The following is a 26,239-nucleotide window of genomic DNA, read 5'->3' as shown; positions in this document are numbered from 1 at the left end:
CACATCTCAGGAAGGGTCGACGATGACCACCCTTACCAGGAATCCCGGTTCGCGGGAACACAGCCCGACGCGGACGCTGCGCCGCCGGACGGCGCACAGTGACGTGAAGATCGCCCTGTTCTTCATCGCCCCGGCATTGATCGGGTTCGTCCTTTTTTACCTGGTGCCCACCATCCGCGGCGTCTACCTCAGCTTCACGGAATACAACATCCTTGGGGACCCCGAATGGATCGGGCTGGAGAACTACCAGGCCATCGCCAGGGACCCGCTCTTCTGGAACTCACTCGCCGTCACGGGCCAGTACGTCCTGCTGAACATAGGCCTGCAGACAGCCCTGGCCCTCGGCCTGGCGCTGCTGATGCACAACGTGGCCAAGTCCACTCTCATCCGCGGCGCCCTGCTCCTGCCGTACCTGATGTCTAACGTCATAGCAGCGCTGCTGTGGTTCTGGATGCTCGACTACCAGATCGGCGTGGTGAACCAGTTCATCGAATGGACCGGCATGTCCCGCGTGGCCTTCTTCGGCAGTGAAGAGTGGGCCATCCCCACCCAGGCCCTGATCAACACCTGGCGCCATATGGGTTACACGGCCCTCCTGATCTTTGCGGGCCTCCAGGCCATTCCCGGCCACGTCTACGAGGTGGCCAAGCTGGACGGGGCATCGCCGTGGCAGACCTTCCGCAAGATCACCATCCCCCTGCTGCGTCCGGTGCTGGTGCTGGTCCTGGTAGTGACAGTGATCGGTTCCTTCCAGGTCTTCGACACCGTGGCGGTGACAACCCAGGGCGGACCGGTCAACGCCACGCGCGTCATCCAGTACTACATCTACCAGCGTGCCTTCACGGAGTCGGACTTCGGCTACGGATCCGCCATCGCCGTCATTCTCTTCCTCATCCTCGCCCTCGTCGCCTTCATCCAGATGAAGTTCCTCAAGGGCAACGAGTCGGACCTGGACTAAGGAGTCCCGTATGACCACCACCGCAACCCGCGCCCCGCTGGCCAAGCCGGCCCGCCGCCGTCGACCGTTCAATCCCCGCCGTGCGGTGGCCTGGGCACTCCTGGTCCTTGCCATCGCCGCCTCCGTGCTCCCCTTCCTCTGGGTCCTGCGCACGGCACTGTCCACCAACAGTGCCCTGGCTTCGGCCTCGGCCAGCCTGCTGCCCGCCGACTTCACGTTCGGCGCCTTCCTGCGGGTATTCGGGCTCCAGAGCCCGGCCGAGGCCGTCGCAGAAGGCGGGTCCGGCGCCGCCATCGACTTCTGGCTCTACCTGCGCAACTCGGTCATCTTCTCCTCGATCACCACCGCCGGCGCCGTCTTCTTTAGCGCGATGGCCGCCTACGCCTTCGCCCGGCTCCGCTGGAAGGGCCGCAACGCCGTCTTCAGCCTGTTCCTGGGCACCATGCTGGTCCCGCCTATCTTCACCGCGCTGCCCAACTTCCTGCTCATCAAGAACCTGGACCTGCTGAACACCATGCTCGGAATGGTCCTGCCGTACGTGTTCATGACCCCGTTCGCCATCTTCTTCCTGCGCCAGTTTTTCCTGAACATGTCCCGGGAGGTGGAAGAGGCGGCAATGCTCGACGGCGCCAAGCACCTTCGCATCTTCTTCCAGATCGTGCTTCCCAACGCCGCCGCCCCCATCGCCACACTTGCCCTCCTCACCTTCATCGGACAGTGGAACGAATACTTCTGGCCGTTGCTGGTGGGCTCCCAGGACGACGTCCGCGTCCTCCAGGTGGGACTGGGCGTCTTCAAATCGCAATCGCCGCAGGGCGCCCCTGACTGGTCCGGACTGATGGCAGCCACCCTCATCTCGGCGCTGCCCGTCCTGATACTCTTCGCTGCCTTCGGCAAGAAGATCGTCAACTCCATCGGCTTCTCCGGCATCAAGTAACCCACACCTATCCCCCTATCCCGGCGTGCCATGGCGGCATGCCCGGAAGCACCCCCGAAAGGACCTGTCATGAAGAAGAAAGCAACCGGCACCCTTGCTGCTGCCGCTGCGGCAGTTCTGGCCCTCTCCGCCTGCGGAGGCGGCGGCTCGGCTGAATCCGCCAAGGGCGAAATCAGCTACTGGCTGTGGGACGCCAACCAGCTGCCCGCCTACCAGCAGTGCGCGGACGACTTCACCAAAGCCAACCCCGACATCACGGTCAAGATCACGCAGCGCGGCTGGGACGACTACTGGAGCACCCTCACCAACGGCTTCGTGGGCGGCACCGCACCGGACGTTTTCACCAACCATCTGGGCCGCTACGGCGAGTTTGCCGAGAACAAGCAGCTGCTCCCCCTCGATGAGGCCGTGGAAAAGGACGGCGTGGACCTGTCCGCGTTCAACGAGGGCCTCGCGGAGCTCTGGGTGGGCCAGGACGGCCAGCGGTACGGCCTGCCCAAGGACTGGGACACCATCGGCCTCTTCTACAACAAGGCCATGCTTGCCGCGGCAGGCATTTCCGAGGAGCAAATGAAGGAGCTCACCTGGAACCCGGAGGACGGCGGCACCTACGAGGACGTCATCGCCCACCTCACCGTGGACAAGAACGGCAAGCGCGGCGACGAGCCGGGCTTCGACAAGCACAACGTGGAGGTCTTCGGTCTGGGCCTCAATGGCGGCGGGGACTCCTCGGGGCAGACAGAGTGGAGCTACCTCACCAACACCACCGGCTGGTCCCACACTGACAAGAACCCGTGGGGGACCAAGTACAGCTACGACGACCCCAAGTTCCAGGCCTCCATGGACTGGTTCGCCGGCCTCGCCGACAAGGGCTACATGCCCAAGCTCGAGACCACCGTCGGTGCCAGCATGGCTGACACCTTCGCGGCCGGAAAGTCCGCCATCAACGCGCACGGTTCGTGGATGATCGGGCAGTACATTGGCTACAAAGGCGTCGAGGTGGGCATCGCCCCCACTCCCGTTGGCCCCGAAGGCGAGCGCGCCTCCATGTTCAACGGCCTCGCCGACTCCATCTGGGCCGGAACCAAGAAGAAGGACGCCTCCATCAAGTGGGTGGAGTACCTTGCTTCCGCCGAGTGCCAGGACGTGGTGGCTTCCCAGGCTGTGGTGTTCCCGGCGCTGAAGGCCTCCTCTGACAAGGCCGCCGCCGCATTCCAGGCCAAGGGCGTGGACGTCACCGCCTTCACCCAGCACGTCAAGAACGGGACCACGTTCCTTTACCCCATCACGGACAACACCGCCAAGGTCAAGGGCATCATGGAACCCGCCATGGACGCCGTCGTCTCCGGCAAGGCGCCGGCCAGCTCGCTCACTGCCGCAAATGAGCAGGTCAACGCCCTCTTCAGGTAGCCCTCCCAACCGTGGCTGCGTATGTGGTCGCAGCCACTGCCGGGTGCCGCCGTTCCGTCCTCGCGGCGCCGGCACCCGGCACCTTCGTTCCCGAACTTCCAAGACGGGCGCCTTCAAGGACGCCCAGCACAATGACGAAAGAGACTTACCTTATGGATCCCCTGCACCTCCGTTCCGCCGGCACCAGCCTGGTGATCTGTTTCGACAGCGGGGAGGCTGAGGTCATCCATTGGGGTGCGGATCTGGGCGCTACGCTGCCGGACCTGGCCATCCTCACCGCTCCCGTCCCGCACTCCGCCATCGACGCCCGCGTCCCGGCCGGCCTGCTTCCCCAGGCGTCATCGTCCTGGCGCGGCCGCCCGGCACTGCGCGGCCACAGGATCACCGACCACGGCGCCGGCCTCGACTTTTCCTCACGCCTCCGCACCACCTCGGCCACGGCCGACGGCACCAGCGCCCGCATCATCCACGCCGACGCCGACACGGGCGTCAGTGTCTCGTCCTCCCTGACGCTTCACGACGGCGGCCTCCTGGAACTGCGACACACCGTCACCAATGACGGCACCACCCCATTCCAAGTGGACGAACTGGCGACAGTCCTCCCGGTGGCGCCAAACGCCGTCGAACTGCTCGACCTGACCGGCCGCTGGTGCCGGGAACGCCACCCACAGCGCCGTGCCATCCAGCAGGGCACGTGGGTCCGCACCGGCCGCCACGGCCGCACCGGGCACGATTCGTCCCTGCTGTTCGCCGCCGGAACCGCCGGCTTCGGCAACCGGCATGGCAGGGTCTGGGCCACGCACCTGGCCTGGAGTGGCAACCACGAGCAGTTCGCGGACACCCTTGGCGACGGCCGCACCATGATCGGCGGCTCTGAGCTCCTGGGCCCTGCCGAAGTCATCCTCGCGCCGGGGGGCAGCTACACCACCCCCGCCCTGTTCGCCGCGTACTCGGACCATGGACTGGACGGCATAACCGAGGCGTTCTACAGCTGGTTCCGGTCCCGGCCGCAGCACGTGCTGCCCGCCGCGGCCACCGGCCTGCCCGCCGGAAAGCCCCGCCCGGTGGTGCTCAACACCTGGGAGGCCGTGTACTTCGACCACAACCTGGACACCCTGATCGAGCTGGCCGAGTCCGCTGCCGACCTTGGGGTGGAGCGCTTCGTGCTCGACGACGGCTGGTTCCGGGGCCGCCGCGACGACAATGCCGGCCTGGGCGACTGGTACGTGGACGAGACCTTGTGGCCCAACGGACTGACCCCCCTCATTGAGGCCGTGACGTCCCGCGGCATGGAGTTCGGGCTGTGGGTTGAACCGGAAATGGTCAACCTGGACTCGGACGTCGCCCGGGCGCACCCGGACTGGATTGTGGGCCCGTCCGCAGTGGCGCACAAGGACGGTGGCCGCCTTCCCCTGGAGTGGCGCAACCAGCACATCATCGACCTGGTCAATCCGGAAGCCTGGCAGTACATCTACGACCGCATCGACGCACTCCTGGCCGGCAACAACATCAGCTACCTGAAGTGGGACCAGAACCGCGACCTGCTGGAGCACGGCCATGGGGGACGCTCCTCGGTCCATGAACAGACCCTGGCCGCCTACCGGCTGTTCGACGAGCTCCGCAAGGCGCATCCCGGCGTCGAAATTGAAAGCTGCTCCTCCGGCGGGGCGCGCGTGGACCTGGGAATCCTGGAACGGACGGACCGGATCTGGGCGTCCGACTGCAATGACGCGCTGGAGCGGCAGACCATTCAGCGCTGGACCGGGGCGGTGGTCCCGCCGGAGCTGGTGGGCAGCCACATCGGCCCGACGACATCTCACACCACCGCCCGCACGCATGACCTCTCCTTCCGCGCCATCACCGCGCTGTTCGGCCACTTCGGCATGGAGTGGGACGTCCGCGGGGTGCAGGGCAAGGACCGCGAGGAACTGCGCCGCCTGGTGGCGCTGTACAAGGAGCACCGCGACCTCATCCACAGCGGCCGCCGGGTCCACGCCGACGTCGCCGACGACTCGTTCCTGCTCCACGGCGTCGTCGCGGACGCCCCCGTGAATGGCGCCGCATCCCGGACAGGCACCGCGTCCGGGACGGGCACCGCATCCGGGACAGGCACGACGGCGGCCCTGTTCGCCCTGGTCAGCACGCGTACCTCGACAGCCGAGGAACCGGGGCGGATTGGCATTCCCGGCCTGGATCCGGAGCAGCGCTACCGGGTGGAGGCTGTGTTCCCTACCGAAGCCGACGCGGACTACGGCCACACCTTCACGCAGACCCAGCCGCCGGCGTGGCTTTCCGGCGGTGCGGAGGCCGACGGCAGGTTCCTTGCCGAGGTGGGGTTGCCGATGCCCATCCTCAACCCGGACCACGCGCTGCTGGTGAAGTTCACCGCACTCTAGGCGCGCTGGTCACCGGCCTGGCCCGACACCGGTTGCCGCGCATTCGTGAAAAGTAAGAATGCGCGGCACCCTTTGGCCACCGGATAGATTTGCATCCATGACTGAAGCTTCCACCGCCGCCGACGCCGGCCGCGGCACCATCCTCGTAATCAACGGCCCCAACCTGAACCTGCTGGGCACCCGGGAGCCGGAAAAGTACGGCACCTCAACACTTGCCGACGTGGAGGAGCTCGCCGGGTCAGCCGCAAAGGCGCACGGTTTCGTTGTGGAATGTGTCCAGTCCAACCATGAAGGCGTCCTGCTGGACACCATCCATGCCGCCCGCGAAAACGCCGCGGGCATCGTCATCAACGCCGGTGCCTTCACCCACACGTCCGTGGCACTGCGTGACGCCCTCGCCGCGGTGCAGCTTCCCGCCGTCGAAGTGCACATCACCAACGTGCACCAGCGCGAGGAGTTCCGGCACCACTCCTACCTGTCCCCCGTGTGCTCCGCGGTCATTGTTGGAGCAGGCGTCACCGGGTACCGGCTGGCCATCGACTACCTGGCCGAGGTCCTGTAGGCGGTTGGCCCCGGCCCGGTCACTTCTGAATGCACTGCCCGGAGGACACAGGCGCCGTTAGTGTTGCGGCCTGCGCCGCCACCGGGTTCAGGTCATCCATGGTGATCGCGAATCCCATGTCTGTATCCGACGTCGCCTTCGCGAAGATCACGCCGGCCACCTCTCCGTCGGTGGTAAGCAGCGGCCCGCCGGAGTTGCCCGGCTGCACATCCCCCGCCAGCCGGTAGATCTCCTCGGGAGTCGGGTTGCTGCCGTAAATGTCCGGAACCAGCACCGTGGTGATGTCCTGCACGGTGGCCGGCTTGGACTGGAACGGGCCGCCATGCGGGTACCCGGCGAACGCGGCCGGGCTGCCGCCGGGAAGGTCGGCGCTCAGCGGCAGCGGCTGCGAGGGCAGGTCCTCCACCGCCAGGACGGCAAGGTCGTGCTTGGTGTCGAAGTAGACCACACGCCCCGGCATCGCACCGCCGTCGGGCATTTCCACCACGGGCTGGGACACGCCCGCCACCACGTGCGCGTTGGTGACCACACGGTCCTCGGAGACCACGAAGCCGGTGCCGGTCTGGTTCTGGCCGCATTCGTATGCGGTCCCGGCAATCCTCAGGACGGACTGGGCCGCCCTGTTCAGTGCGGGCGTATCAGTGCTGGCATTCGGCACCGGAACGGCCGGGCCCTGTTCCAGACCTTCGATGAGGGTGGGGATCCCGTTGCCGATTACCGTGGAGCGCAGCTGCGCCATGGTTGCCTTGACCGGGGTGGGAGTCAGCCCGTCGATGAAGCGGATGACCTTGGACTCGGCCAGCTGCTGGGATACCAGCGGCACACCCAACGAACTGATGCTGAACGCCAGCATGGACATGACCAGCGCAGATACCACGACGTTCACGACACCGCCCACCAGGCGGTCGACCGCCCGCAGCGGCCGGATGCGCATGGCGCCGCGGATCTGCCGTCCCGCCATGGTTCCCAGGCCATGCCCCAGGACCACTAGGACGACGGCGGCCGCCACGATGGCGGTCAGCCTCCACCCGGAGTCCGCCACAAAGCCACTGACCAGCGGGACAGCGAAGAATGCAGCGACAGCACCGGCAGCAAAACCGGCGATGCCGCCTGCCGTGACCAGGAAACCGTTACGCAGGCCGTAGACCAGGTAGGACAGCAGCGCCAGGATCAGGATCAGGTCCAGGACAGTCAAGCCGACCACGAAGGGCTCCTTATAAACAGTTGAATCCTCATTCTAAGGGCGGTCCCTGACAATCTTCTGTGGGGGCGGGCACGCGGATTGAGCCCGTCATCACGGCGGATCGGCTGCCAAGTTCGTCACAGAACCTTGAAAATTCTGAAACAATGGCAAAAGCGCCACAGCCGATACTTTTACTCAGGAGATTTCATGGACATCGAGGTACTGCGCCGAGCACCACTTTTCGCCACGCTTGACGACGACGCATTCCGTCTGCTGACGGACGAGCTTACCGAGGTGGACCTCTCCCGCGGCGCATCGGTATTCCGCGAGGGCGACCAGGGTGACCAGCTCTACTTCATCGTCTCCGGCAAGGTAAAGCTCGGCCGCACCTCCCCCGACGGCCGCGAATCCCTCCTGGCCATCCTGGGGCCGGGCGAGCTCTTCGGCGAGATGGCACTGTTCGACCCCAGCCCGCGCACCGCCACGGCCACCGCCGTTTCGGAAACCCGGCTGGCGGGCCTCAAGAACGAGAGCCTCAACAACCTCCTTCGCACCCGTCCCGAGGTCTCGGCCCAGCTGCTGCAGGCCCTGGCCCGCCGCCTGCGCCGCACCAACGACTCCCTCTCCGACCTGGTGTTCTCCGACGTGCCCGGCCGCGTTGCCAAGGCCCTGCTCGACCTGGCCGACCGCTTCGGGCGTCCCGCCACCGACGGCGTCCTGGTGGCCCACGAGCTTACGCAGGAAGAGCTGGCCCAGCTGGTGGGCGCGTCCCGCGAAACCGTCAACAAGGCCCTTGCCGAATTCGTCCAGCGCGGCTGGCTCCGCCTGGAAGCCCGCGCCGTCGTCATCCTGGACATGCAGCGCCTCCGCCAGCGCTCGCGCTAAACAGGTTCGCAAAAGGCCGCCCCCCGGGGCGGCCTTTTTGCGGCGCCCCCGCCGACCCTCTCTCACATCCTGCACCCTTTTCCGCGACCCTCTCCCACATCGTGCGGCTATTTCCCCGACCCTCACTCACTCTCCAAAGAGCGGTGGGTTGTGTGTGAAAGCGTTGAGGAAAGGGCGCCAAAAGCGATAGAGCGTTGAGGAAAAGGGCGCCAAAAGTGATAGAGCGTCTGGGTGCCGGCGGTAAAATTGACGCTAGAGGTGCATGGCGATGTCTGTGGCTGTGTTTGTCCTGTTGATCCTTCTGGGGTTGGCGTCTTTGGCCGCTATTGCAGGGACGGTGGTCCTTGTGGTCCGCGACGGCCGGGGCGATGTTCCGCCGGAGCCCTCCGTGCGGCCGTGGACAGCGGGGACGCTTCCCAGCCGCCCCTATTCCACGCTGCCCAGGATCTAGCGTTCGCGCTGGGGATCGCCGGGCGTGGTCTTGGCGGCTTCCACTTCGAGGAGCATCCGGCCGTCTTCCACTACCAGGGTGGGTTTGTATACGTGCGCCTTGCGTTTGTAGCTCAGGTAGGCGATGCAGCCGTTGGCCGTGGCCATCTTCTCGAGCATGATCTCTGAACCGGGCACCAGCAGTTCGCCGAGGGTGCGTCCCACGGTGTTGTCCTGGCCCACTTCTTCCCCGAGGATCGTGGTGTTCCGTTCCTCGATGACCCTGGCGGCGTTGACCCACCTGCCCCACACTCCCTTGCCTTCCATCAGCGTGGGCTCCTGGCCAAGGGGCACCGTGGCCGCGAAGTAGCGGGTGTCGAACCTGCGGTGGGCGAAGTCCGGGCTGCGCCAGTTGACCAGGGACTTCAGCAGGTCGGTCCGGAGCGACAGCCCCCGCTTGTCCAGGACCTGGGCGAACGTCTTTTCCTGCTCCGCAACAGCGATGCGGGCGCGCATCCATTCGGCGGTGGACGTGGCTTCGACCGTGCTGGACATGTCCGGGCCGGCCAGCAGCACGCCGGTCTCCTCGAAGAGTTCGCGGATGGCGCCCACCACGTGCCGGCGGGCCAGGCCGACGTCGTCCGTTCCCATCTGCTCGGCCCAATACTGCGGTGACGGGCCCAGCCAGCCGATGGCGTCGTCGTCGGCGGCATCAAGTGAGCCGCCGGGGAACGCAAGAACCCCCAGCGGCGAGGAACCGGGCCGGTAGGCCAGCCACGTTTCCAGGCCGGTGGGGGAATCACGCAACAGGACCACGGACGATGCAAAGCGCGCAGCCCGGGGGGTGCGTTCGCCGTGTTCGAGCCAGCTCTGCGCTGCCCCTTCAAGATCCTGGGGAAGTGCAAAAAGGCGTCGGGCGAGCTGTGGCAAGGGAAGCGACCGGTCCTAGCTGAATTCGGCGATCAGTTCGACTTCTACCGGCGAGTCGAGCGGAAGAACAGAAACGCCGACGGCGGAACGCGCGTGCTGGCCTGCGTCACCAAGGACGCGGCCCAGGAGTTCGGACGCGCCGTTGATGACAGCCGGCTGCCCGGTGAAGGACGGGTCCGAGGAGACGAATCCCACAACCTTCACGATCCGCGTGATGCGGTCCAGGTCCCCGATCACACTCTTGACTGCCGCGAGCGCGTTCACGGCGCACACGGCGGCGTAGCGCTGGGCATCCTCGGGGGAAACCGTGGGCTCATCAGCCGAGCCTTCGGCGCCGGCCGCCACCTTGCCGGTAGCTTCGAGTTTGCCGTTAATAAAGGGAAGCTGCCCGGAGGTGTAGACGTGGCTGCCGGAGATCACTGCCGGGACGTAGGCGGCCACGGGTGCAGCCACTTCAGGAAGGGTCAATCCGAGTTCGGCGAGCCGCTGCTCGACGGCGGAAATGGGGGCCGTGGCCGCGCCGGACCGGGCTTCTGCGGGGGTGCTCATGCTACTGTTTCTCCCTCTTCAGGTAGGCAACGAGGCCGTTCCCGTCAGGGCCGGGGACGACCTGGACGAGCTCCCAGCCGTCCTCTCCCCACTGGTCCAGAATCTGCTTTGTGGCGTGAATAATGAGCGGAATCGTCGCGTACTCCCATTTGGTCATGAGAGAAAGACTAGTCCTTGCCGGTAAAGTGGAAAACATGGCGACTCGTAAGAACCCCTTATTCGATACTGCCACCACCCTCGGAAAGATCCTAGTTTTCCTTGGCGTGAGTGCGGTTTGCGGTGTCCTGGTAGCCGGCCTGCTGGTTCCGGCGGCCGCCGTTTCGGGCAGCGCTGCAAGCGGTTCCATCGAGTTCTTCGACACCCTTCCGGCAGAGCTGAAGGTGGACCCGCCGAACCAGACCACCAGGATCCTGGCGGCGGACGGAAGCGAGCTCGCAAGCGTCTACACGGAAAACCGCACCAAGGTTGCCCTGGACCAGATTTCACCGTTCGTGAAGGAAGCTGTCATCGCCGTCGAGGACAGCCGTTTTTATGACCACGGCGGTGTGGACACCACGGGCATCCTCCGTGCGCTGGTGAGCACCGCCCGCGGCAACCGGCAGGGCGCTTCCACTATCACGCAGCAGTACGTGAACAACGTCCTGAACGCCAACCTCGCGGCCGAAGGCAACGAGGACCAGATCAAGCTCAACGGCGTGAACAAGGGCGTCGGCGACAAGCTCCGCGAGATGAAGCTTGCCATCGCCCTCGAGAAGGAGTTCAGCAAGGAGCAGATCCTTGAGGGCTACCTGAACATCGTGTTCTTCAACCGCGACGCCTACGGCATCGAAGCCGCCTCCAGGTTCTTCTTCAGCACCTCAGCCAAGGACCTGACCCTCCCCCAGGCTGCGCTGCTCGCCGGCCTGGTCAACAGCCCCTCCGCGTTCGACCCCATTAACAACCCGGAGAGCTCCAAGCAGCGGCGTGACCTGGTGCTCGGACTCATGCTCAACCAGGGCAAGATCACCCAGGCCGACCACGACGCTGCCGTCGCCACCCCCGTGGAGACCAAGGTGACCCAGCCCAAGCAGGGCTGTGCCTACGCGTCCTCCGCCCCGTACTTCTGTGACTACGTGCTGCACCTGCTGGAGAACAATCCCGCCTACGGTGCCGAGCGCGAAGAGCGGGAGCGGCTGATTTACGGCGGTGGCCTGACCATCACCACCACCTTGGACCCGAAGGCCCAGGCCGCGGCGCAGGAACAGGTCAACGCATCCGCCGGAGCCAATCCGGACAAGTGGGGCGCCGCGATGGTTTCCGTGCAGCCCAACTCCGGCAAGATCGTCTCGATGGCCCAGAACACCACCTTCCTGCCCGCCGAAGGGTCCTTCGACTCGCAGGTGAACTTCAACGTGGACAAGCTGGACAAGGACGGCAACGACCTCAACGGCCTGGGCGGCGCCCAGCCGGGCTCCACCATGAAGCCGTTCACCTTCGCGGAGTGGCTCAACGAGGGCAAGTCCATGAACACCGTGGTGAATTCAGCCCAGCGCGTTTACCCGCTCAGCTTCCCCTGGCGCCACACCTGCGGCAAGGTGACCGGCGGCTACAGCACCGCACAGAAGAACCAGGGCCTGGGTACGGCCGATGACCTGCAGAACGCCGAGCCGCAGTGGTACCGCCCCCTGTCCGTGCTGGAAGGCCTGTACAACTCCATCAACACCGTGACCTTTGCCTCAGCAGCCCAGCTGGACTTCTGCGGAATCCAAAAGGTGGTGGACGCCGTCGGGCTTCACAGCGGGCTGCCCAAGCTGGACCAGGACGGCAACATCGAGCTCAATGATGCAGGCAACATTGCCGACCCCAACCCGAAGATCAACATGTCCACGCTGGGCAACCTGCTGGGCTCCACGCAGACCGCACCGCTCACCATGGCCAGCGCCTTCGCTACCTTCGCGAACGACGGCAAGTACTGCGAGCCGATCGCCATCACGTCAGTGACGGACCAGACCGGAAAACAGCTGCCGGCACAGTCCACCAGCTGCCGGGATGCCATCAAGCCCGAGGTGGCCCGCGGCGTGAACTACGCCCTGCAGGAAGTCCTCAACCGCGGTTCGGGTTCGCTGATCCAGCCCCGCATCTCCACCAGGACCAGCTTCCCGATCGGCGCCAAGACCGGTACGTCCAACAACAACGGGTCCACCTGGGTTGTCGGCCACACCACCGGCCTGGCAACCGCCGCGTGGTTCGGTGACCCACTCGGCAACCAACTCCGGCCAGGCCAGAACATCACCGTCAACGGCAAGTTCTACCAGGGCATTGACGGCTACATGATCGCCGGCCCCATGTTCTCAAGATTCATGTCGCAGATCGCCCCGGCGTATGGAACAGACCCGTTCCCGGCACCGCCCAGCAACCTGCTCAACGGTTCCACCCGCAGCACCACGCCGGGCACCACTGCTCCGCAGGCAACGCAGGCGCCGGCGCCCAGAGCGCCGGCTACCCAGCAGCCCGCACCCCCGGCGACCGGCAACGACAACGGTAACGGGAACGGAAACGGGAACGGTGGCAGCGATGACAGCGATGACAGCGGCAACGGAAACGGCTAGCCGCCCATGACCATGAATGACCTGGCCAGCCGCGCCCGCTCTGTCGGGCGCGGCTTTGCCGTCACGGCAGGAACCGGGGCAGCCGCCGGGCTGGCCGCCTTCAGCTACGGGCTGTGGGAGAGGAACCAATTTGTCCTCCGCGAGGAGACCCTGGAGATCCTGCCTCCCGGCCGGAGCCCCTTCCGCATCCTTCACCTTAGTGATATCCACTTTGTCCCCGGCCAGAAGAAGAAGGCCGCCTGGCTGGAGTCTTTGGCCGACCTTGAACCCGACCTGGTGGTGAACACGGGCGACAACCTCAGCCACGCCAAAGCCGTGGATCCGCTGCTGGCGGCGCTGCGGCCACTGCTGGAGTTCCCCGGCGTTTTCGTTCCCGGATCCAATGACTACTTCGCCCCAAGCCTGAAGAACCCTGCCTCCTACTTGCTGGGCCCGTCCAAGGTCAAGCCCAGGCCCGTCGCGCTGGACTGGCCGCGGTTGCGCTCCGGATTCGGGATGAGCGGCTGGATCGACCTGACCAACCGCCACCAGTCGGTTGTCCTCAACGGCATGCGCTTTGATTTCTCCGGCGTGGACGATCCCCACCTGAACCGTGAACGTTATGCGGGCTGGCCCCGCGGCACTGTCAACCAGGACTCCAACCACCACCTCAAAGTCGCCGTGACCCACGCGCCCTACCAGCGCGTACTGGACCACTTCACCGAGAACGGGGCGGACCTCCTGCTGGCCGGCCACACCCATGGCGGCCAGCTGTGCATCCCGGGCTACGGGGCGCTGGTGTCCAACTGCGACCTCCCCACCTGGCGGGCGAAGGGCCTGAACGACTGGTCAAGCAACGGAAGTACGACGCCGGTCAACGTCTCGGGCGGCATCGGCACCTCCCGCTTTGCCCCGGTAAGGATCGCCTGCAAACCCGAGGCCGTCCTGCTGACGCTCACGTCCCCGTCCTAGCCGGCAGGACGGATCCATAGCGGAACGTAATAACTGGACAAGCGCGCCATCCCTGCTCCACTCCCTGTGAACCGTCTCACGGCATGGCATAAGGTAGTTGCTACGGGAAACTACATTCGATTTAGAGCTTGAGAAGCGGGCATGGCCAGGCAAACTCCATTTTTCAAATCCATCAGCCGCCTCTATCCCCATGTCCGCCCCATCATCCCCCGGCTGCTGCTGGGGCTTCTGTGCGCACTTCTGGCCAGCGTCGTTGCCCTTGCGATTCCCCAGGTCCTGCGGGTGCTCATCAATGAATCACTCAAACCAGGCGGCGCCACGGAAGCGGTCTGGATTTCCGCCGCGCTTATCCTGGTCCTCGGCGTGGCAGAGGCCGTGCTGGTGGCCCTCCGCAGGCAGTTCGTCATCAACCCCGCCACCACGGTGGAAACCCAAATGCGGGTGTCCCTTTACGGCCACCTGCAGGACCTGACAGTCTCCTTCCACGACCGCTGGGGTTCGGGCCAGTTGCTCTCCCGTGCCATGACGGACCTGAACTTCCTGCGCCGCTGGATGGCCTTCGGAGCCATCATGCTGGTGGTCACCACGCTCACGGTCATCATCGGCATCGCGGTCATGTTCGCCATGAGCTGGCAGCTCGCGCTCATCTTCCTGGCGGCCGCGGTGCCGATCATGGCGTACAGCTTCCGGTTCCGGACGCGCTTCAGCAAAGTAGCCCGCCGCAGCCAGGACCAGGCCGGCGACCTCGCCACCACCGTGGAGGAGTCGGTCCACGGCATCCGTGTCCTGAAGGCCTTCGGACGCAGCCGTGAAGCCCTCGAAAATTTCAACGAGCAGGCCGAGGAGCTCCGCCAGACGGAAATCGAAAAGGCCCGGCACCAGGCAACGTTCACGATGGTGGTCACGCTCCTGCCGGAACTCGCCCTCGGCGCCGGGCTGGTGGTGGGCGTCATGCTGTGCGCCAGCGGCCAGCTGAGCATCGGCGCGCTGGTGGCCTTCTTTGCCACGGCTGCCGTCATCGCCTCCCCCGTGGAGTTCTCCGGCATGCTGCTGGCCATGGCACTCACGGCCAAAACCGCCGTCGACCGCCATTACGAGGTGATGGACACGAAGAACACCATCACCAGCCCGCCGGAGCCTCGCAGGCCGCACCAGCTGGCGGGAGCGCTCCGTTTCAGCAACGCCACGTTCGCCTTCGACGACGCCCCGGACAAGCCCATCCTCAAGGACATCAGCCTGGAGGTCCGGCCCGGCGAAACCATGGCCCTGGTGGGCATCACGGGCAGCGGCAAAAGTGCGCTGATCCAGCTGGTGCCCAGGCTGTACGACGTGACCGGCGGTGCCATCACCATCGACGGCGTGGACCTCCGCGACTTCGATGTGGAGGAGCTCCGGCGCATCGTGGGTGTGGCCTTCGAGGACACAACGCTGTTCTCCAGCTCCGTCCGGGACAACGTGCTGCTGGGCGCCCCGGAACGCAGCGACGAAGTCCTGGAAGAAGCGCTCGACGTCGCCCAGGCGCACTTCGCCTACTCCCTCCCGGAAGGCCTGGACACCCTGATCGGCGAGGAAGGACTCAGCCTCTCCGGCGGCCAGCGGCAGCGGATAGCGCTGGCCCGGGCCATCGCAGCCCGCCCCCGGGTCCTGGTCTTGGATGATCCCCTGTCGGCCCTGGACGTGCACACCGAGGAACTTGTGGAGGGCCGGCTGCGGGAAGTACTCAAGGACACCACCACCCTGATCGTGGCGCACCGTCCGTCCACCGTGGCGCTTGCAGACCGGGTGGCCCTGCTCCAGGAGGGCCGCATCACCGCCGTTGGGACCCATACGGAGCTGCTGGCAGGCAACCACCATTACCGGTACGTCATTGCCAGCCTGGACCAGGAACCCCGGGACCTGGACTCGGAGCTTTCGGAGCTCGAGGACCACGCAGAGGAAGTCATCCGATGAGCACGGCCACCTTCGGCACGGCCAACGAGGACAACGCCCACCTCAGCAAGAGCGACAGCCGGGCACTACGACGGCGGTCGCTCGCCTTGCTGCGCTCACTGATCCGTCCCGTGCGGGTGCGGTTCTGGCTAACCATCGCCACGGTGGTGCTCTCCCAGGCGGCGCGCGTGGCAGGACCCGCGCTCATCGCCTTCGGCATCGACAACGCCCTGCCCGCCCTGCGCGCCGGGGACAACCTGCCCCTGGTGCTCACCGGCGCCGCCTACCTCCTGGCAGCCATCGCGACGGCGGGACTCACCGCCCTGTATGTCACCTCCACCGCGAAGCTAAGCCAGTCGATGCTGCTGGATCTCCGGGTCAGGGTGTTCCGCCATACGCAGCGGCTCAGCCTCGAATTCCACGAGAAGTACACCTCCGGCCGGATCATTGCCCGGCAGACCTCAGACCTTGAAGCCCTCCGCGAACTCCTCGATTCCGGGGTGAGTTCCCTGGCCTCGGGCCTGCTGTTCATGGTCTTCACCGCCGTCACGGTCTTCGCCCTGGACTGGCGCAGCGGGCTGCTGGTGCTGGCCGCCGGCGTCCCCATGTTCTTCCTGGCCCGCTGGTACCAGAAACACTCCCAGATCGCCTTCCGGCAGTCCCGGGTGGTGTCCGCCCGGCTGATCGTGCACTTCGTGGAGACCATGACCGGCATCCGCGCCGTCAAGGCATTCCGCAAGGAAAAGGAAAACGCTGGGACCTACGGGCAGTTGGCGGAGGACTACCGGCTGGCCACCGTCCGCTCCATCAACCTCAACGGCATCTTCCAGCCAGGGCTGGTGTTGATCGGCAATGTCTGCGTGGCCGTGGTCCTGCTCTTCGGCGGCTTCCGCGTCCTCAACGGTGACCTTGCCGTGGGCGTGCTGCTTGCCCTGATCCTTTCCACCAAGCGCTTCTTCCAGCCGGTGGACCAGATGGCCATGTTCTACAACTCTTTCCAGAGCGCCCAGGCGGCCCTCGAGAAAGTTTCGGGCCTGCTCGAAGAGATACCCACCGTCCGGCCGCCCAAAAATCCGGTAGCACTGAAAAATGCCAGGGGCGGGATCGACTTCAGGGACGTGGAGTTCCGCTATGGCGACGGCCCGGTCATCGTTCCCACGTTGAACCTGCACATCCCTGCCGGGCAGACCGTCGCACTAGTGGGGCAGACCGGCGCCGGAAAGTCCACCCTTGCCAAACTGATCGCCCGCTTCTACGACGTCACCTCCGGTTCGTTGACCCTCGACGGCGTGGACCTGCGGAACCTGAGCACCACGGACCTGCGGCGGAACATCGTGATGGTCACGCAGGAGGCCTTCCTCTTCAGCGGCTCGGTGGCCGAGAACATCGCCCTGGGGCGTCCGGAGGCATCCCGGTCGGAGATCGAGGAAGCTGCAAGGGCCGTAGGCGCGCACGACTTCATCATGGAACTGCCGGAAGGCTACGACACCGACGTGAACAAGCGCGGCGGGCGGGTGTCATCCGGCCAACGGCAGCTCATCAGCTTTGCCAGGGCATTCCTGGCGAAGCCGGCCGTGCTGATCCTGGATGAGGCCACCTCGTCCTTGGACATCCCTTCCGAGCGACTGGTGCAGAACGGGCTGGCCCGGCTGCTCGCCGGGACCGGGTCCGCCGGCAGGACGGCCCTGATCATCGCGCACCGCCTGTCCACCGTCGAAACCGCGGACCGCGTCCTGGTGGTGCAAGACGGCCGCATCGTGGAGGACGGCAGTCCGGCTGACCTGATCGGCGGCGGCGGCCGGTTCGCAGAACTCCACGGCGCCTGGAAGGACTCCCTGGTCTAGCCGGGATTCAGCCGGACCCAATTTCACATCCGGAGCAGGGATCAGCTATCCTTGTAAAGTTGCTTTTGCAGCGGATCGGGATGTAGCGCAGCTTGGTAGCGCGCTTCGTTCGGGACGAAGAGGTCGCAGGTTCAAATCCTGTCATCCCGACCATAACGAAAGAGGGTCTCCTATGGGGGCCCTCTTTTTCGTTTCGTTACACCAGGCCATCCCGAGTATGCAAGTCAAGGACCCGGGCCACTATGCATGGCTGACACGCCGCTCCGGGTAAAGAAAAGCCCCGGAGCTGCTGCTCCGGGGCTTTGCCTTCGCCTCCTTGGTTGAGGAAGCCCTTACATGGGGTTGGGCCAGTTTCCTGTGTACGTGGTGTACGAGGTGTCGCTGGTCTCAGTGCTGGTGTCGGTGCTCTTGTCCTTCTTCTTGTCCTTGGTGGACATGGGGTTCGGCCAGTTGCCGGTGGCAACAGCAGTACCGGAATTATCCGCCAGAGAACCCGCAGACAGGACGGCCGGAGCCGCGGCAGAGAATGCTAGGGCGCCCGCCAGGACGGCGGCCGTGGCCAATTTCTTCAACATGTTGGTTCCTCAATACGAGTCGGATTCGTTACAAAGTCAGCACTGCCCTTGTTGACATACATTGTAAAATGTTTTCCACAGGCGCTGTCAAGCGCTATTTCTGAACCCGTCCGGAACAAGGAGGAAATCCCGTGGGCAATGGATTCGGGGAAAAGCTCCGGGCGGAGCGCTTGGAGCGTGGCCTCACGCAAGCCGAGCTCGGGAAGGACCTTTACTCCCCCAGTTACATTTCACTGCTCGAAACCGGCCGCAGGGAGCCGACGGCCGAGGTCATCGAGGAACTGGCCCGCCGGCTGGAGCTGGCACCCAAGGCCCTGGAGGCCTGGAGCCAGCCGATTTCCGCGAGCGACGCCGAATACGTCCTGGCCGGTCTCTACGCCAGGCAGGCCTGGGATCTCCGGGACTATCCGCTGGCAGCCAGCCACGCCGCCGCTGCCGCACAACTCGCGCTCGAAGGCAGGAACACGAGCGCGTGGTGGAACATGACCTACATGCAGGCGGAGTGCCTGATGCGGCACGACGACCTCGAGGAGTGCCAACGGATCGTCGAGCGGCTGGTCGAGCATCCGATGGCCAGGGAGTCGGTAGGACTGGGCGTCCGCGCCCACCAAATGCTTGCCGCCGTCCTGCAGCGGCGCGGGCAGCTGCCGGCCGCTGTTGATGAGGCGATGGAAGCGGTCAGGCTGTCAGAGCAGCTGCCAAAAAGTTCCACCATCATCACCGGCGCCCTGCGGGTCCTGATCGGGGCCCTGGCAGAGAGCGGGCGCCTTGACGAGGCGTGGAAGTACTGCCAGAAACTGCATGACTCGGTTGATGAAGAGGCCATGACGCAGCTTGCCGGCGAGCTGGCGTGGGTCATCGGCAACGTGGCATTCATGCGCCACGACTATGTGGAAGGCGTCAGGCACCACGAGCGGGCAGCCAAACTGCTGTCCCCCGCCAACGACATCGAAATGTGGGCACGCTTCAATAAGGCATCGGCCGCCGTCCGCCTGCAGGCCGGCATCGTGGAGCCCGAAACCCTGTCCTCCATCGAACGCGCCGAGCTCGCTTTTTCGATTGTCAGCGGGACCAAGAGTGACGAGCTGGAGGTCGCCTTCATTCGCGCCCGCTGGCTTTACCTCACCGGGGACATTGTTGCCGCCGTCGAGAAGCTGCGCGAGATCCATGCCGAACGCGCCGCCCTGGCCAAGCACACGGCGGGTGAGGTTTCACTCCTGCTGGGCAAGTCCCTCAAGGCGGCCGGCGAACCCGACGAAGCCCTGGTGCACCTCGAAGAAGCGCAGAAGGCCTTCAGCGCCGCGGGGGCCGGGGACCGCGTCCAGCAGGCGCTGGACGCGATCCTGGAGATCAGGCTGGCGCAGAAGCGCGCCGCGTCACCAGGCAAGCCGGCCAAGCAGGCCGGCTAAGCCACCCGTCAGCCGGGAGCAGCTGGGGGCTCCGTCAGGCGAAGGTTTTGCCGGTGATCTTTTCGTAAGCCTCGATGTAACGGCTACGGGTACGCTCAACAACCTCAGCGGGGAGCGCCGGTGGAGGCGTATCCGACGACCTGTCCCATCCCGATTCGGCAGATGTCAACCAGTCCCGCACGTACTGCTTGTCGTAGGACGGCTGCGCCTGGCCCGGCTTGTATGTCGCGGCATCCCAGAACCGCGAGGAATCGGGCGTCAGCACCTCATCGCCAAGGGTGATCGACCCGGAAACGGCATCGTAGCCGAACTCCACCTTGGTGTCGGCGAGGATGATGCCGCGCCCGCGCGCAATCCGCTCCGCCGTCGTGTAGATCTTCAGCGTAAGCTCGCTCAGCCTGGCGGCGATGTCGTCCCCCACGAGGGCAACCACCGCGTCATAGGTGATGTTCTCGTCATGCTCGCCAACTTCAGCCTTGGCGGACGGCGTGAAGATGGCGTGCTCCAGCCGGGAACCGTCCACCAGCCCCTCTGGCAGCGGAATACTGCAGACGGTTCCGGAAGCCCGGTACTCCTCCAGCCCGGACCCTGTGAGGTAGCCGCGCGCGATGCATTCCACCGGGAACATGTCCAGCTTCTTGCAGATCATGGCACGGCCCTCAACCTCTGCCGGCACACCGGCCTCGACTGTCGAGGCAAGCACGTGGTGTTCCACGTCCAGCTGGTCAAACCACCAGAGGCTCAGCTGGGTGAGGATGCGGCCCTTGTCCGGAATTTCGCTGGACAGTACGTGGTCGTAGGCGCTGATGCGGTCGCTGGCTACCACCAGCACGCACTCCTGGCCCACCTGCCGGAGGATGGACTCGTCAGCCGGCTCGTAGAGGTCCCTCACCTTTCCGGAGTAGACGTGTTTCCAGCCCGGCAGGTCCAGGGTGCTGGTGCTGAAGCCGCGGGGTGCGGGGGTGTCCGTCATGTCAGGCCTTCGCTTTCGTCACGGGCAGGGAACCGGTGGCCCCGAAGGGAACTGTAATTTCCCCGCGCGCCGCTTTTCCTCCAATGTCACTGCGGTACTGCGAACCTTCCAGCTGGACCAGCTCCACGCCGTCGTAGGCACGTTCGCGGGCCTCCACCAGGTCACTGCCGAGCGCGACGACGGCGAGCACCCGGCCGCCGGCCGAGATGACCTTGCCCTCCTCGTCCAGGGCCGTCCCGGCGTGGATGACGTGGACGCCTTCCAGCGCTTCCACCTTTTTCAACCCGCGGATACGGTCGCCCGTACGGGGGGTGTCCGGGTAGTTCTCGGACGCGACCACGACGGCGACGGCGGTTTCCTTCGCCCAGCGCAGCTCTTCCGCCTTGTCCAATTCGCCCTTGGCGGCTGCGAGGAGCAGGGAACCGAGCGGCGTCCTGAGGCGGGCGAGGACGGCCTGGGTTTCCGGGTCGCCGAAGCGGACGTTGAATTCGATGACGCGGGTCCCGCGTGAGGTCAGGGCGAGCCCCACGAACAGGACGCCCACGAAGGGGGTGCCCCGGCGGGCCATCTCGTTGACGGTGGGCTGGGCCACCCGTTCCAGGACTTCCTGCACCAGCCCTTCGGGCGCCCATTCCAGCGGAGTATAGGCACCCATGCCGCCCGTATTGGGGCCTTCGTCGTTGTCGAAGATCCGCTTGAAGTCCTGCGCCGGGGACAGGGCCACGGTGTTGCGGCCGTCGCAGAGCACGAAGATGGAGACCTCGGGTCCGTCCAGGAACTCCTCGATGACCACGGAGCCGCCGGCGTCGAAGCAGGACTGCGCGTGGGAGAGGGCTTCGTCGCGGCTCCTGGTGACCACCACGCCCTTGCCGGCGGCGAGACCGTCGTCCTTCACTACGTAGGGGGCCCCAAAGGTATCAAGTGCAGAGGAAGCTTCCTCGGCGTTGGAGGCCACCATGGCCATGGCGGTGGGAACGCCCGCCTCGGCCATGACCTCTTTGGCGAAGGCCTTCGACGCTTCCAGCTGGGCGGCCGCCTTGCTCGGTCCGAACACGGGGATCCCGGCGTCCCGGACGGCGTCGGACACGCCCGCGGCGAGCGGAGCTTCGGGGCCCACCACCACCAGGTCAACGGCGAGCTTGGTTGCGAGCCTGGCCACGGCGTCAGGATCGTTGCCGTTGATGTTGTGCGTGGGGACCAGCTTGCTGATGCCTGCGTTGCCGGGCGCTGCATGGACCTCGGACACGTTGGGGTCTGCGAGCAGGGAGCGGACAATGGCGTGTTCGCGGCCTCCGGGGCCGATGACGAGTACCTTCACAGTCTCCAAGGGTACTTTGTGGACCCTGCCCGCTCCTAAGCTGTGAACCTTCGCGCCTGCCCCGACAAGTCCGCCGCCGGCACCGCTCCGAACTACTGCCATGATGAAGCTCCGGAACTGGCTCAAAGGTCCCGCCGCACTGGCCGCGCTGGCAGGGGTGGTGGCGGCCGCCGTCGTCCTCGCCGCTGCGGAGCTGGCCGGCGCTTTCTTCACTGCCCGCGCCACGCCGGTTATCGCCCTGGGTTCGACGTTCATCGACTTCACCCCCGCGTGGCTCAAGGATTACGCCATCGCCACGTTCGGGACGAACGATAAGGCGGCTTTGTTCGTGGGCATGGGCCTGACCATTGCCGCGCTCGCGTGCGTCCTGGGCGTCGCTGCCTACAGGCGGTGGGTCCTGGGCGTCCTGGGCGTCCTGTTCATGGGCGCTGTGATTGTGGCAAGCGTGGTGACCCGCGCGGGGGTCGGCCTTGTTGACGCGGTGCCCAGCGTGCTCGGGACGCTCTCGGGCCTGGTGATGCTGCGGCTGCTGCTGGCCCCGTTGCACGGGATGAAGTCCCGGCCGGAGGCTCCTGCCTACGCTGCCGGCCGGAAGGCGGGGACCAGCCGGCGCCGGTTTTTCGCAGCGGCCGGCATCACCGCGACGGCCGCCGGGATCGCGGCTGCGGGTGGCCGGCTGCTCGGTGCCGCAAGGAGCAGCGTCGCCCGGGCCCGCGAGGCCCTCCAGCTGCCGTCCCCGGCCAAATCGGCGCCGGCCGTCCCGGCCGGAGTGCAGTCTGCGGTTGCCGGCGTACCACCCTGGGTGACACCGAACGGGGACTTCTACCGCATCGATACAGCCCTCAGCGTTCCGGAAATCAACGCGGACGAGTGGGAGCTCCGCGTGCACGGGCTGGTGGAGGAGGAAGTGCGCCTCACCTTCCAGGACCTGCTCGACGCCGACCTGATCGAGTCGCACGTGACCCTCACCTGCGTCTCCAATCCGGTGGGCGGCAACCTGGCAGGCAACGCGAAGTGGCTGGGTCTCCCCATCCGGGAGGTGCTTCGCCAGGCCCGGCCCAGGGACGGTGCCGATATGGTGCTTTCCACCTCGATCGACGGTTTCAGCGCCTCGACCCCGCTGGAGGCACTGCAGGACGACCGTGACGCCATGCTCGCCATCGGGATGAACGATGAGCCGCTGCCGCTGGAGCACGGGTACCCCGTGCGGATGGTGGTCCCCGGGCTGTACGGCTTCGTCTCCGCCACCAAATGGGTGGTGGACCTGGAAGTGACCCGGTTCGCGGACAGCAAGGCCTACTGGACCGAGCGTGGCTGGTCCGAACGCGGCCCCATCAAGACGATGGCCCGGGTGGACGTGCCCAAACCGTTCGCCAAGGTTCCGGCCGGAAAGGTCGCTGTCGGCGGCACCGCCTGGGCCCAGACCCGCGGCATCACGAAAGTGGAGATCCAGATCGACAATGCTGACTGGGTTGAGGCCAAGCTTTCCACCGAGGCATCGCTCGTTACGTGGCGCCAGTGGTCCTATGAATGGGATGCGGCGCCAGGCACGCATTACGTCAAGGTCCGGGCCACGGACGGCACCGGCGAGGTGCAGACGGACAAGCGCGCCGACCCCGTTCCGGACGGCGCGTCCGGCTGGCAGTCCGTGATGGTAACGGTGGAGTAGCACCGCGTTCCGCGGTATTCCCCGGGGCGGCCCATAGACTGGCACCATGCCGCACAATCCGCACGCCACCTTCACCGTGGACTCCGCCGTCGAACTGGCCGTGATCGAGCGCAGCGGTTTCGTGGAGTCACGGCACATCGGCTCAGCCGTCCTGCTCTCCGCCGATGGGTCCGTGGTCACCGAACTGGGCGACATCAACACACCCATTTATGCGCGGTCTGCCCTGAAGCCGTTCCAGGCCCTGGCAGCCATGCAGTCCGGGGTCCCGTTGCGGGGAGCCCAAGTGGCAATCGCCTGCGGCAGCCACACGGGTTCGCTGGACCACATGGATGTGGTGGCCGGAATGCTGAAGGCAGCTGGAGTCCGGGAGGACCAGCTCCAGTGCCCGGAGGCGTGGCCGCAGGACGAGACCGCCCGGAACTGGCTGGTGCGCTCGGAAAAGGGCAAGTCCCGCCTGGCGTTCAACTGCTCCGGCAAACACGCCGCCTTTCTCTGGGCCTGCACCGAAAACGGCTGGGACACCCACAGCTACCTTGAGCCGAACCACCCGCTGCAGCAGCGGGTCCGCACGGTGATCGAGGAATACACGGGCGAGAAGATCGCCCACCTGGGCATCGACGGCTGTGGTGCCCCCGTGGCCGCGGTCTCGCTGAAAGGCGTTGCCAGGGGCTATTCCCAGCTGGCAAAGGCTCCAGGCGACCAGAGTTTCAGCGCCAGGGCCGCCACCATCGCAACGTCCATGCTGGATTACCCGTGGGCCGTGCAGGGTGCAGGCGAGGCCAACACGATGGTGATGGACGAGCTGGGGATCATTGCCAAGATTGGGGCCGAAGGAGTCCTGGCCATGGCCACCGCGCAGGGAGTCTCCGTGGCCGTCAAGATCCTGGACGGAAACGTCAGGGCCACCTCGCTGGTGGCACTGACGCTCCTTGCTGCAGCCGGCGCGGTCGATATCCCGGCCGTTGCCGGCGTGCTGGAAAGGGTCGTGGAACCCGTAATGGGCGGAGGGCGGCCGGTGGGCAAGATCCGCCTCGGCCCCGCGGTATCGGCACTGCTGGACTGAGTGGTACATCGGAACTGATACAAAGGAGGCCTCGACGCATGGCCGTAGCCCGTCGTCGGATCGACGTGGAGGAAGGCGCAGCGGCACTGGCGGCGTGGCGGAAAGCCGCCGAATCGCCGTCGGACGCTCCCCTGCCCCGCACCGTCCTGGCCACGGCGGTACGGTACTCGCTGGAGGAAGTCACCGCCCGCGCGCCGGGCAACTCGGTGGAGGTGCGGGTGCCGCCTTACGGCGTCACCCAGTGCGTGGAAGGTCCCCGGCACACCCGCGGCACCCCGCCCAATGTCATTGAGTGCGACGCCGCCACCTGGCTGGGGATGGTGACCGGACTGTTGGGCTGGGCAGAGGCCGTCGCGGCCGGGAACGTGGCGGCGTCGGGACTGCGCGCGGACCTTTCGGCACTCCTACCCCTCTAGCCCCCCAGCCCCGGAAGGATGTCAGCCCCGGCCGATGAAGGGCATGCCCGCGGCCGTTACCACCACTGAGCCCACGCTGGCTGTTGGCGGCATGCCGGCCATCAGGAGCACGGCACGGGCGGCGTCCGCCACCGGAAACATTGGCTCCACCCGGCGGCTTCCGTCCGCTTGGAGCGCGCCGGAACCAACGCCGATGGTGTCCATGATGTCCGTGGCCGTGTTGCCGATGTCGATCTGGCCGCAGGTGATCCCGAAGGCCCGCCCGTCCAGCTCGATGCTCTTGGTCAGGCCCGTCATCGCGTGCTTTGTGACGGTGTATGCCACGGTGCGGGGGCGCGGCGAATGCGCTGAGATGGAGCCGTTGTTGATGATCCGCCCGCCCTGCGGCTCCTGGGCCTTCATGGCCCTGACGGCGGCCGCGGCGCACAGCATGGCCCCGGTGAGGTTCACGGCCACCGTGGCGTTCCAGTCGTCCACGCTGATCTCGTCCACGCTGGCTGCCGGACCGAAGACGCCGGCGTTGTTGAACAGCACGTCCACCCGGCCCCAGTGTTGCCGCGCGGCCTCGAAAAGGCGTTCGACGTCGTCGGTCCGGGTGACGTCGCACGGCACCACCAGCGCGTCCGGGCTGCCGGCCGCCGTTTCATTCAGCTGCGCCTCCCGGCGCCCTCCGAGAGCCACCCGGTACCCGTCGGCCAGCATCTGCCGGGCCACCTCCCGGCCGATGCCGGAGCCGGCCCCGGTGACAACGGCGACGCGGCCGGCGGGACGTGCATGGTTCACCATGTTCTCCTTGAATGTGTTGCTAGCGCGTCTGAATGTGTTGCTAGCGCGTCAATGCCAGCCGGTGGAGCAAGCTGCATAGGTGTCTCAGTTCCGGGAGGATCCGGGATGGTGGGCCGGCCTTGCGTCGCTTCTGTTATTCCACTGTGCGGAAGCAGGATATTGAACAGTGAAAGCAAGAGTATGACCTGCGTCACCAGCGGTCAAGCGGGAGGACAGGCCGCCCTCCGGTCACAATTGGTTCGCAGGGGGCGCCGGAGCGCTTCACCACAGCTGGCGGGCTCGCCTTGTTGACCCTCGCGGACATGCGTCGCTAATCTCGTAGAGCAAGAATGTTTTCCCACAATACGAAAACATGGGCCATTCGACGATGAAATGAGGCTCCCGTGGCTGCAGGAGAAGATACCTCCCATATCCTCAGCGGGTTGACTAACCAGCTGCCTGATCGTGATCCGGAAGAGACTGCGGAGTGGGTTGAGTCC

Annotated in this window: 23 protein-coding genes and 1 tRNA gene; 16 read left to right on the top strand and 8 right to left on the bottom strand. The window is 66.0% G+C overall.

Annotated elements, in window-relative coordinates; genetic code table 11:
• The first annotated feature begins 22 nt into the window (after nucleotides 1–22).
• From AC5RUU_RS15695 to aroQ, 5 genes are all read left to right on the top strand, one after another.
• Nucleotides 23–958 (top strand): carbohydrate ABC transporter permease, encoded by a 936-nt coding sequence (locus tag AC5RUU_RS15695; protein WP_493976127.1) that lies wholly within the window; start codon nucleotides 23–25, stop codon nucleotides 956–958.
• Nucleotides 959–968: 10 nt separating this feature from the next.
• On the top strand, nucleotides 969–1,895 hold the full coding sequence (locus AC5RUU_RS15690; protein WP_493976126.1) for a carbohydrate ABC transporter permease: 927 nt from the start codon (nucleotides 969–971) through the stop codon (nucleotides 1,893–1,895).
• 69 nt (nucleotides 1,896–1,964) lie between these two features.
• Complete coding sequence (locus tag AC5RUU_RS15685) at nucleotides 1,965–3,305, top strand: ABC transporter substrate-binding protein (protein ID WP_493976125.1); 1,341 nt, start codon at nucleotides 1,965–1,967, stop codon at nucleotides 3,303–3,305.
• Nucleotides 3,306–3,457: 152 nt separating this feature from the next.
• On the top strand, nucleotides 3,458–5,701 hold the full coding sequence (locus tag AC5RUU_RS15680) for an alpha-galactosidase (RefSeq protein WP_493976289.1): 2,244 nt from the start codon (nucleotides 3,458–3,460) through the stop codon (nucleotides 5,699–5,701).
• A gap of 97 nt (nucleotides 5,702–5,798) precedes the next feature.
• Nucleotides 5,799–6,263, top strand: a complete 465-nt coding sequence (gene aroQ, locus AC5RUU_RS15675) for a type II 3-dehydroquinate dehydratase (RefSeq protein WP_493976124.1) — start codon at nucleotides 5,799–5,801, stop codon at nucleotides 6,261–6,263.
• Between the two features lie 19 nt (nucleotides 6,264–6,282).
• Here the strand turns inward: aroQ and AC5RUU_RS15670 are convergent, their stop codons facing one another.
• Complete coding sequence (locus tag AC5RUU_RS15670) at nucleotides 6,283–7,467, bottom strand: MarP family serine protease (RefSeq protein WP_493976123.1); 1,185 nt, start codon at nucleotides 7,465–7,467, stop codon at nucleotides 6,283–6,285.
• 186 nt (nucleotides 7,468–7,653) lie between these two features.
• On the opposite strand from AC5RUU_RS15670, the gene AC5RUU_RS15665 reads away from it, so the two are divergent.
• The gene (locus AC5RUU_RS15665; protein WP_009359192.1) at nucleotides 7,654–8,331 is read left to right on the top strand and encodes a Crp/Fnr family transcriptional regulator; all 678 of its coding nucleotides are present in this window, start codon (nucleotides 7,654–7,656) and stop codon (nucleotides 8,329–8,331) included.
• A 268-nt stretch (nucleotides 8,332–8,599) separates the two neighbouring features.
• On the top strand, nucleotides 8,600–8,782 hold the full coding sequence (locus tag AC5RUU_RS15660; protein ID WP_493976122.1) for a hypothetical protein: 183 nt from the start codon (nucleotides 8,600–8,602) through the stop codon (nucleotides 8,780–8,782).
• On the opposite strand, the gene AC5RUU_RS15655 is transcribed toward AC5RUU_RS15660, so the two are convergent.
• Genes AC5RUU_RS15655 through sp36 form a run of 3 tightly spaced genes read right to left on the bottom strand, consistent with a single transcriptional unit; the run spans nucleotide 8,779 to nucleotide 10,396 of the window.
• On the bottom strand, nucleotides 8,779–9,690 hold the full coding sequence (locus AC5RUU_RS15655) for an NUDIX hydrolase (protein WP_493976121.1): 912 nt from the start codon (nucleotides 9,688–9,690) through the stop codon (nucleotides 8,779–8,781). The two genes, AC5RUU_RS15660 and AC5RUU_RS15655, sit on opposite strands and share 4 nt — an antisense overlap.
• Before the next feature lie 15 nt (nucleotides 9,691–9,705).
• Nucleotides 9,706–10,239 carry a RidA family protein gene (locus AC5RUU_RS15650; protein WP_493976120.1) on the bottom strand — a complete coding sequence of 178 codons (534 nt, stop codon included), beginning with the start codon at nucleotides 10,237–10,239 and terminating at the stop codon, nucleotides 9,706–9,708.
• A gap of 1 nt (nucleotide 10,240) precedes the next feature.
• Nucleotides 10,241–10,396: a Sp36 family protein gene (gene sp36, locus AC5RUU_RS15645; RefSeq protein ID WP_009359196.1), complete on the bottom strand. Its 156-nt coding sequence runs from the start codon at nucleotides 10,394–10,396 to the stop codon at nucleotides 10,241–10,243.
• A gap of 37 nt (nucleotides 10,397–10,433) precedes the next feature.
• Between sp36 and AC5RUU_RS15640 the strand changes: the two genes are divergently transcribed.
• The 5 genes from AC5RUU_RS15640 to AC5RUU_RS15620 all read left to right on the top strand — a co-directional run bounded on the left by AC5RUU_RS15640 (nucleotide 10,434) and on the right by AC5RUU_RS15620 (nucleotide 17,704).
• A complete protein-coding gene (locus tag AC5RUU_RS15640) occupies nucleotides 10,434–12,827 on the top strand; it encodes a transglycosylase domain-containing protein (protein ID WP_493976119.1) in 2,394 nt (797 codons plus the stop codon).
• A 6-nt stretch (nucleotides 12,828–12,833) separates the two neighbouring features.
• Nucleotides 12,834–13,778, top strand: a complete 945-nt coding sequence (locus tag AC5RUU_RS15635) for a metallophosphoesterase (RefSeq protein WP_493976118.1) — start codon at nucleotides 12,834–12,836, stop codon at nucleotides 13,776–13,778.
• 141 nt (nucleotides 13,779–13,919) lie between these two features.
• Nucleotides 13,920–15,728: an ABC transporter ATP-binding protein gene (locus AC5RUU_RS15630; RefSeq protein WP_493976117.1), complete on the top strand. Its 1,809-nt coding sequence runs from the start codon at nucleotides 13,920–13,922 to the stop codon at nucleotides 15,726–15,728.
• Nucleotides 15,725–17,551 carry an ABC transporter ATP-binding protein gene (locus AC5RUU_RS15625; RefSeq protein WP_493976116.1) on the top strand — a complete coding sequence of 609 codons (1,827 nt, stop codon included), beginning with the start codon at nucleotides 15,725–15,727 and terminating at the stop codon, nucleotides 17,549–17,551. The genes AC5RUU_RS15630 and AC5RUU_RS15625 overlap by 4 nt, the downstream gene beginning before the upstream one ends.
• Nucleotides 17,552–17,627: 76 nt before the next feature.
• Nucleotides 17,628–17,704, top strand: a tRNA-Pro gene (locus AC5RUU_RS15620).
• Between the two features lie 179 nt (nucleotides 17,705–17,883).
• On the opposite strand, the gene AC5RUU_RS15615 is transcribed toward AC5RUU_RS15620, so the two are convergent.
• A complete protein-coding gene (locus tag AC5RUU_RS15615) occupies nucleotides 17,884–18,126 on the bottom strand; it encodes a hypothetical protein (RefSeq protein WP_493976115.1) in 243 nt (80 codons plus the stop codon).
• Nucleotides 18,127–18,257: 131 nt separating this feature from the next.
• Between AC5RUU_RS15615 and AC5RUU_RS15610 the strand changes: the two genes are divergently transcribed.
• Entirely contained in the window at nucleotides 18,258–19,535 is a 1,278-nt protein-coding gene (locus AC5RUU_RS15610) for a helix-turn-helix domain-containing protein (RefSeq protein WP_493976114.1), read from the top strand.
• Nucleotides 19,536–19,569: 34 nt separating this feature from the next.
• Here AC5RUU_RS15610 and AC5RUU_RS15605 read toward each other — a convergent pair whose 3' ends face one another.
• Both AC5RUU_RS15605 and purD read right to left on the bottom strand, forming a co-directional pair.
• The gene (locus tag AC5RUU_RS15605) at nucleotides 19,570–20,508 is read right to left on the bottom strand and encodes a phosphoribosylaminoimidazolesuccinocarboxamide synthase (protein WP_493976113.1); all 939 of its coding nucleotides are present in this window, start codon (nucleotides 20,506–20,508) and stop codon (nucleotides 19,570–19,572) included.
• A 1-nt stretch (nucleotide 20,509) separates the two neighbouring features.
• On the bottom strand, nucleotides 20,510–21,826 hold the full coding sequence (gene purD / locus AC5RUU_RS15600) for a phosphoribosylamine--glycine ligase (RefSeq protein ID WP_493976288.1): 1,317 nt from the start codon (nucleotides 21,824–21,826) through the stop codon (nucleotides 20,510–20,512).
• Between the two features lie 100 nt (nucleotides 21,827–21,926).
• On the opposite strand from purD, the gene AC5RUU_RS15595 reads away from it, so the two are divergent.
• From AC5RUU_RS15595 to AC5RUU_RS15585, 3 genes are read left to right on the top strand one after another with little or no spacing between them, the layout of a single operon-like run.
• Nucleotides 21,927–23,495 carry a molybdopterin-dependent oxidoreductase gene (locus AC5RUU_RS15595; protein ID WP_493976112.1) on the top strand — a complete coding sequence of 523 codons (1,569 nt, stop codon included), beginning with the start codon at nucleotides 21,927–21,929 and terminating at the stop codon, nucleotides 23,493–23,495.
• A 46-nt stretch (nucleotides 23,496–23,541) separates the two neighbouring features.
• Complete coding sequence (locus AC5RUU_RS15590; protein WP_493976111.1) at nucleotides 23,542–24,558, top strand: asparaginase; 1,017 nt, start codon at nucleotides 23,542–23,544, stop codon at nucleotides 24,556–24,558.
• A 38-nt stretch (nucleotides 24,559–24,596) separates the two neighbouring features.
• The gene (locus tag AC5RUU_RS15585; RefSeq protein ID WP_493976110.1) at nucleotides 24,597–24,974 is read left to right on the top strand and encodes a sterol carrier family protein; all 378 of its coding nucleotides are present in this window, start codon (nucleotides 24,597–24,599) and stop codon (nucleotides 24,972–24,974) included.
• Nucleotides 24,975–24,995: 21 nt separating this feature from the next.
• Here the strand turns inward: AC5RUU_RS15585 and AC5RUU_RS15580 are convergent, their stop codons facing one another.
• On the bottom strand, nucleotides 24,996–25,760 hold the full coding sequence (locus AC5RUU_RS15580) for an SDR family oxidoreductase (RefSeq protein WP_493976109.1): 765 nt from the start codon (nucleotides 25,758–25,760) through the stop codon (nucleotides 24,996–24,998).
• Nucleotides 25,761–26,239 lie beyond the last annotated feature (479 nt).

The organism is Arthrobacter sp. K4-10C (assembly GCF_059090085.1).
The sequence above is the reverse complement of the archived record's forward strand: the minus strand, read 5'-3'. Positions and strand labels throughout refer to the sequence as shown.

What these genes read in the sequence shown, in the direction of transcription:
- AC5RUU_RS15615 (WP_493976115.1), bottom strand. Translation starts at nt 18,126, where the DNA reads ATGTTGAAGAAATTGGCCACGGCCGCCGTCCTGGCGGGCGCCCTAGCA.
- AC5RUU_RS15640 (WP_493976119.1), top strand. Translation starts at nt 10,434, where the DNA reads ATGGCGACTCGTAAGAACCCCTTATTCGATACTGCCACCACCCTCGGA.
- AC5RUU_RS15625 (WP_493976116.1), top strand. Translation starts at nt 15,725, where the DNA reads ATGAGCACGGCCACCTTCGGCACGGCCAACGAGGACAACGCCCACCTC.
- sp36 (WP_009359196.1), bottom strand. Translation starts at nt 10,396, where the DNA reads ATGACCAAATGGGAGTACGCGACGATTCCGCTCATTATTCACGCCACA.
- AC5RUU_RS15685 (WP_493976125.1), top strand. Translation starts at nt 1,965, where the DNA reads ATGAAGAAGAAAGCAACCGGCACCCTTGCTGCTGCCGCTGCGGCAGTT.
- AC5RUU_RS15630 (WP_493976117.1), top strand. Translation starts at nt 13,920, where the DNA reads ATGGCCAGGCAAACTCCATTTTTCAAATCCATCAGCCGCCTCTATCCC.
- AC5RUU_RS15580 (WP_493976109.1), bottom strand. Translation starts at nt 25,760, where the DNA reads ATGGTGAACCATGCACGTCCCGCCGGCCGCGTCGCCGTTGTCACCGGG.
- AC5RUU_RS15585 (WP_493976110.1), top strand. Translation starts at nt 24,597, where the DNA reads ATGGCCGTAGCCCGTCGTCGGATCGACGTGGAGGAAGGCGCAGCGGCA.
- aroQ (WP_493976124.1), top strand. Translation starts at nt 5,799, where the DNA reads ATGACTGAAGCTTCCACCGCCGCCGACGCCGGCCGCGGCACCATCCTC.
- AC5RUU_RS15660 (WP_493976122.1), top strand. Translation starts at nt 8,600, where the DNA reads ATGTCTGTGGCTGTGTTTGTCCTGTTGATCCTTCTGGGGTTGGCGTCT.
- AC5RUU_RS15605 (WP_493976113.1), bottom strand. Translation starts at nt 20,508, where the DNA reads ATGACGGACACCCCCGCACCCCGCGGCTTCAGCACCAGCACCCTGGAC.
- AC5RUU_RS15690 (WP_493976126.1), top strand. Translation starts at nt 969, where the DNA reads ATGACCACCACCGCAACCCGCGCCCCGCTGGCCAAGCCGGCCCGCCGC.
- AC5RUU_RS15590 (WP_493976111.1), top strand. Translation starts at nt 23,542, where the DNA reads ATGCCGCACAATCCGCACGCCACCTTCACCGTGGACTCCGCCGTCGAA.
- AC5RUU_RS15595 (WP_493976112.1), top strand. Translation starts at nt 21,927, where the DNA reads ATGATGAAGCTCCGGAACTGGCTCAAAGGTCCCGCCGCACTGGCCGCG.
- AC5RUU_RS15635 (WP_493976118.1), top strand. Translation starts at nt 12,834, where the DNA reads ATGACCATGAATGACCTGGCCAGCCGCGCCCGCTCTGTCGGGCGCGGC.
- AC5RUU_RS15650 (WP_493976120.1), bottom strand. Translation starts at nt 10,239, where the DNA reads ATGAGCACCCCCGCAGAAGCCCGGTCCGGCGCGGCCACGGCCCCCATT.
- AC5RUU_RS15665 (WP_009359192.1), top strand. Translation starts at nt 7,654, where the DNA reads ATGGACATCGAGGTACTGCGCCGAGCACCACTTTTCGCCACGCTTGAC.
- AC5RUU_RS15680 (WP_493976289.1), top strand. Translation starts at nt 3,458, where the DNA reads ATGGATCCCCTGCACCTCCGTTCCGCCGGCACCAGCCTGGTGATCTGT.
- AC5RUU_RS15695 (WP_493976127.1), top strand. Translation starts at nt 23, where the DNA reads ATGACCACCCTTACCAGGAATCCCGGTTCGCGGGAACACAGCCCGACG.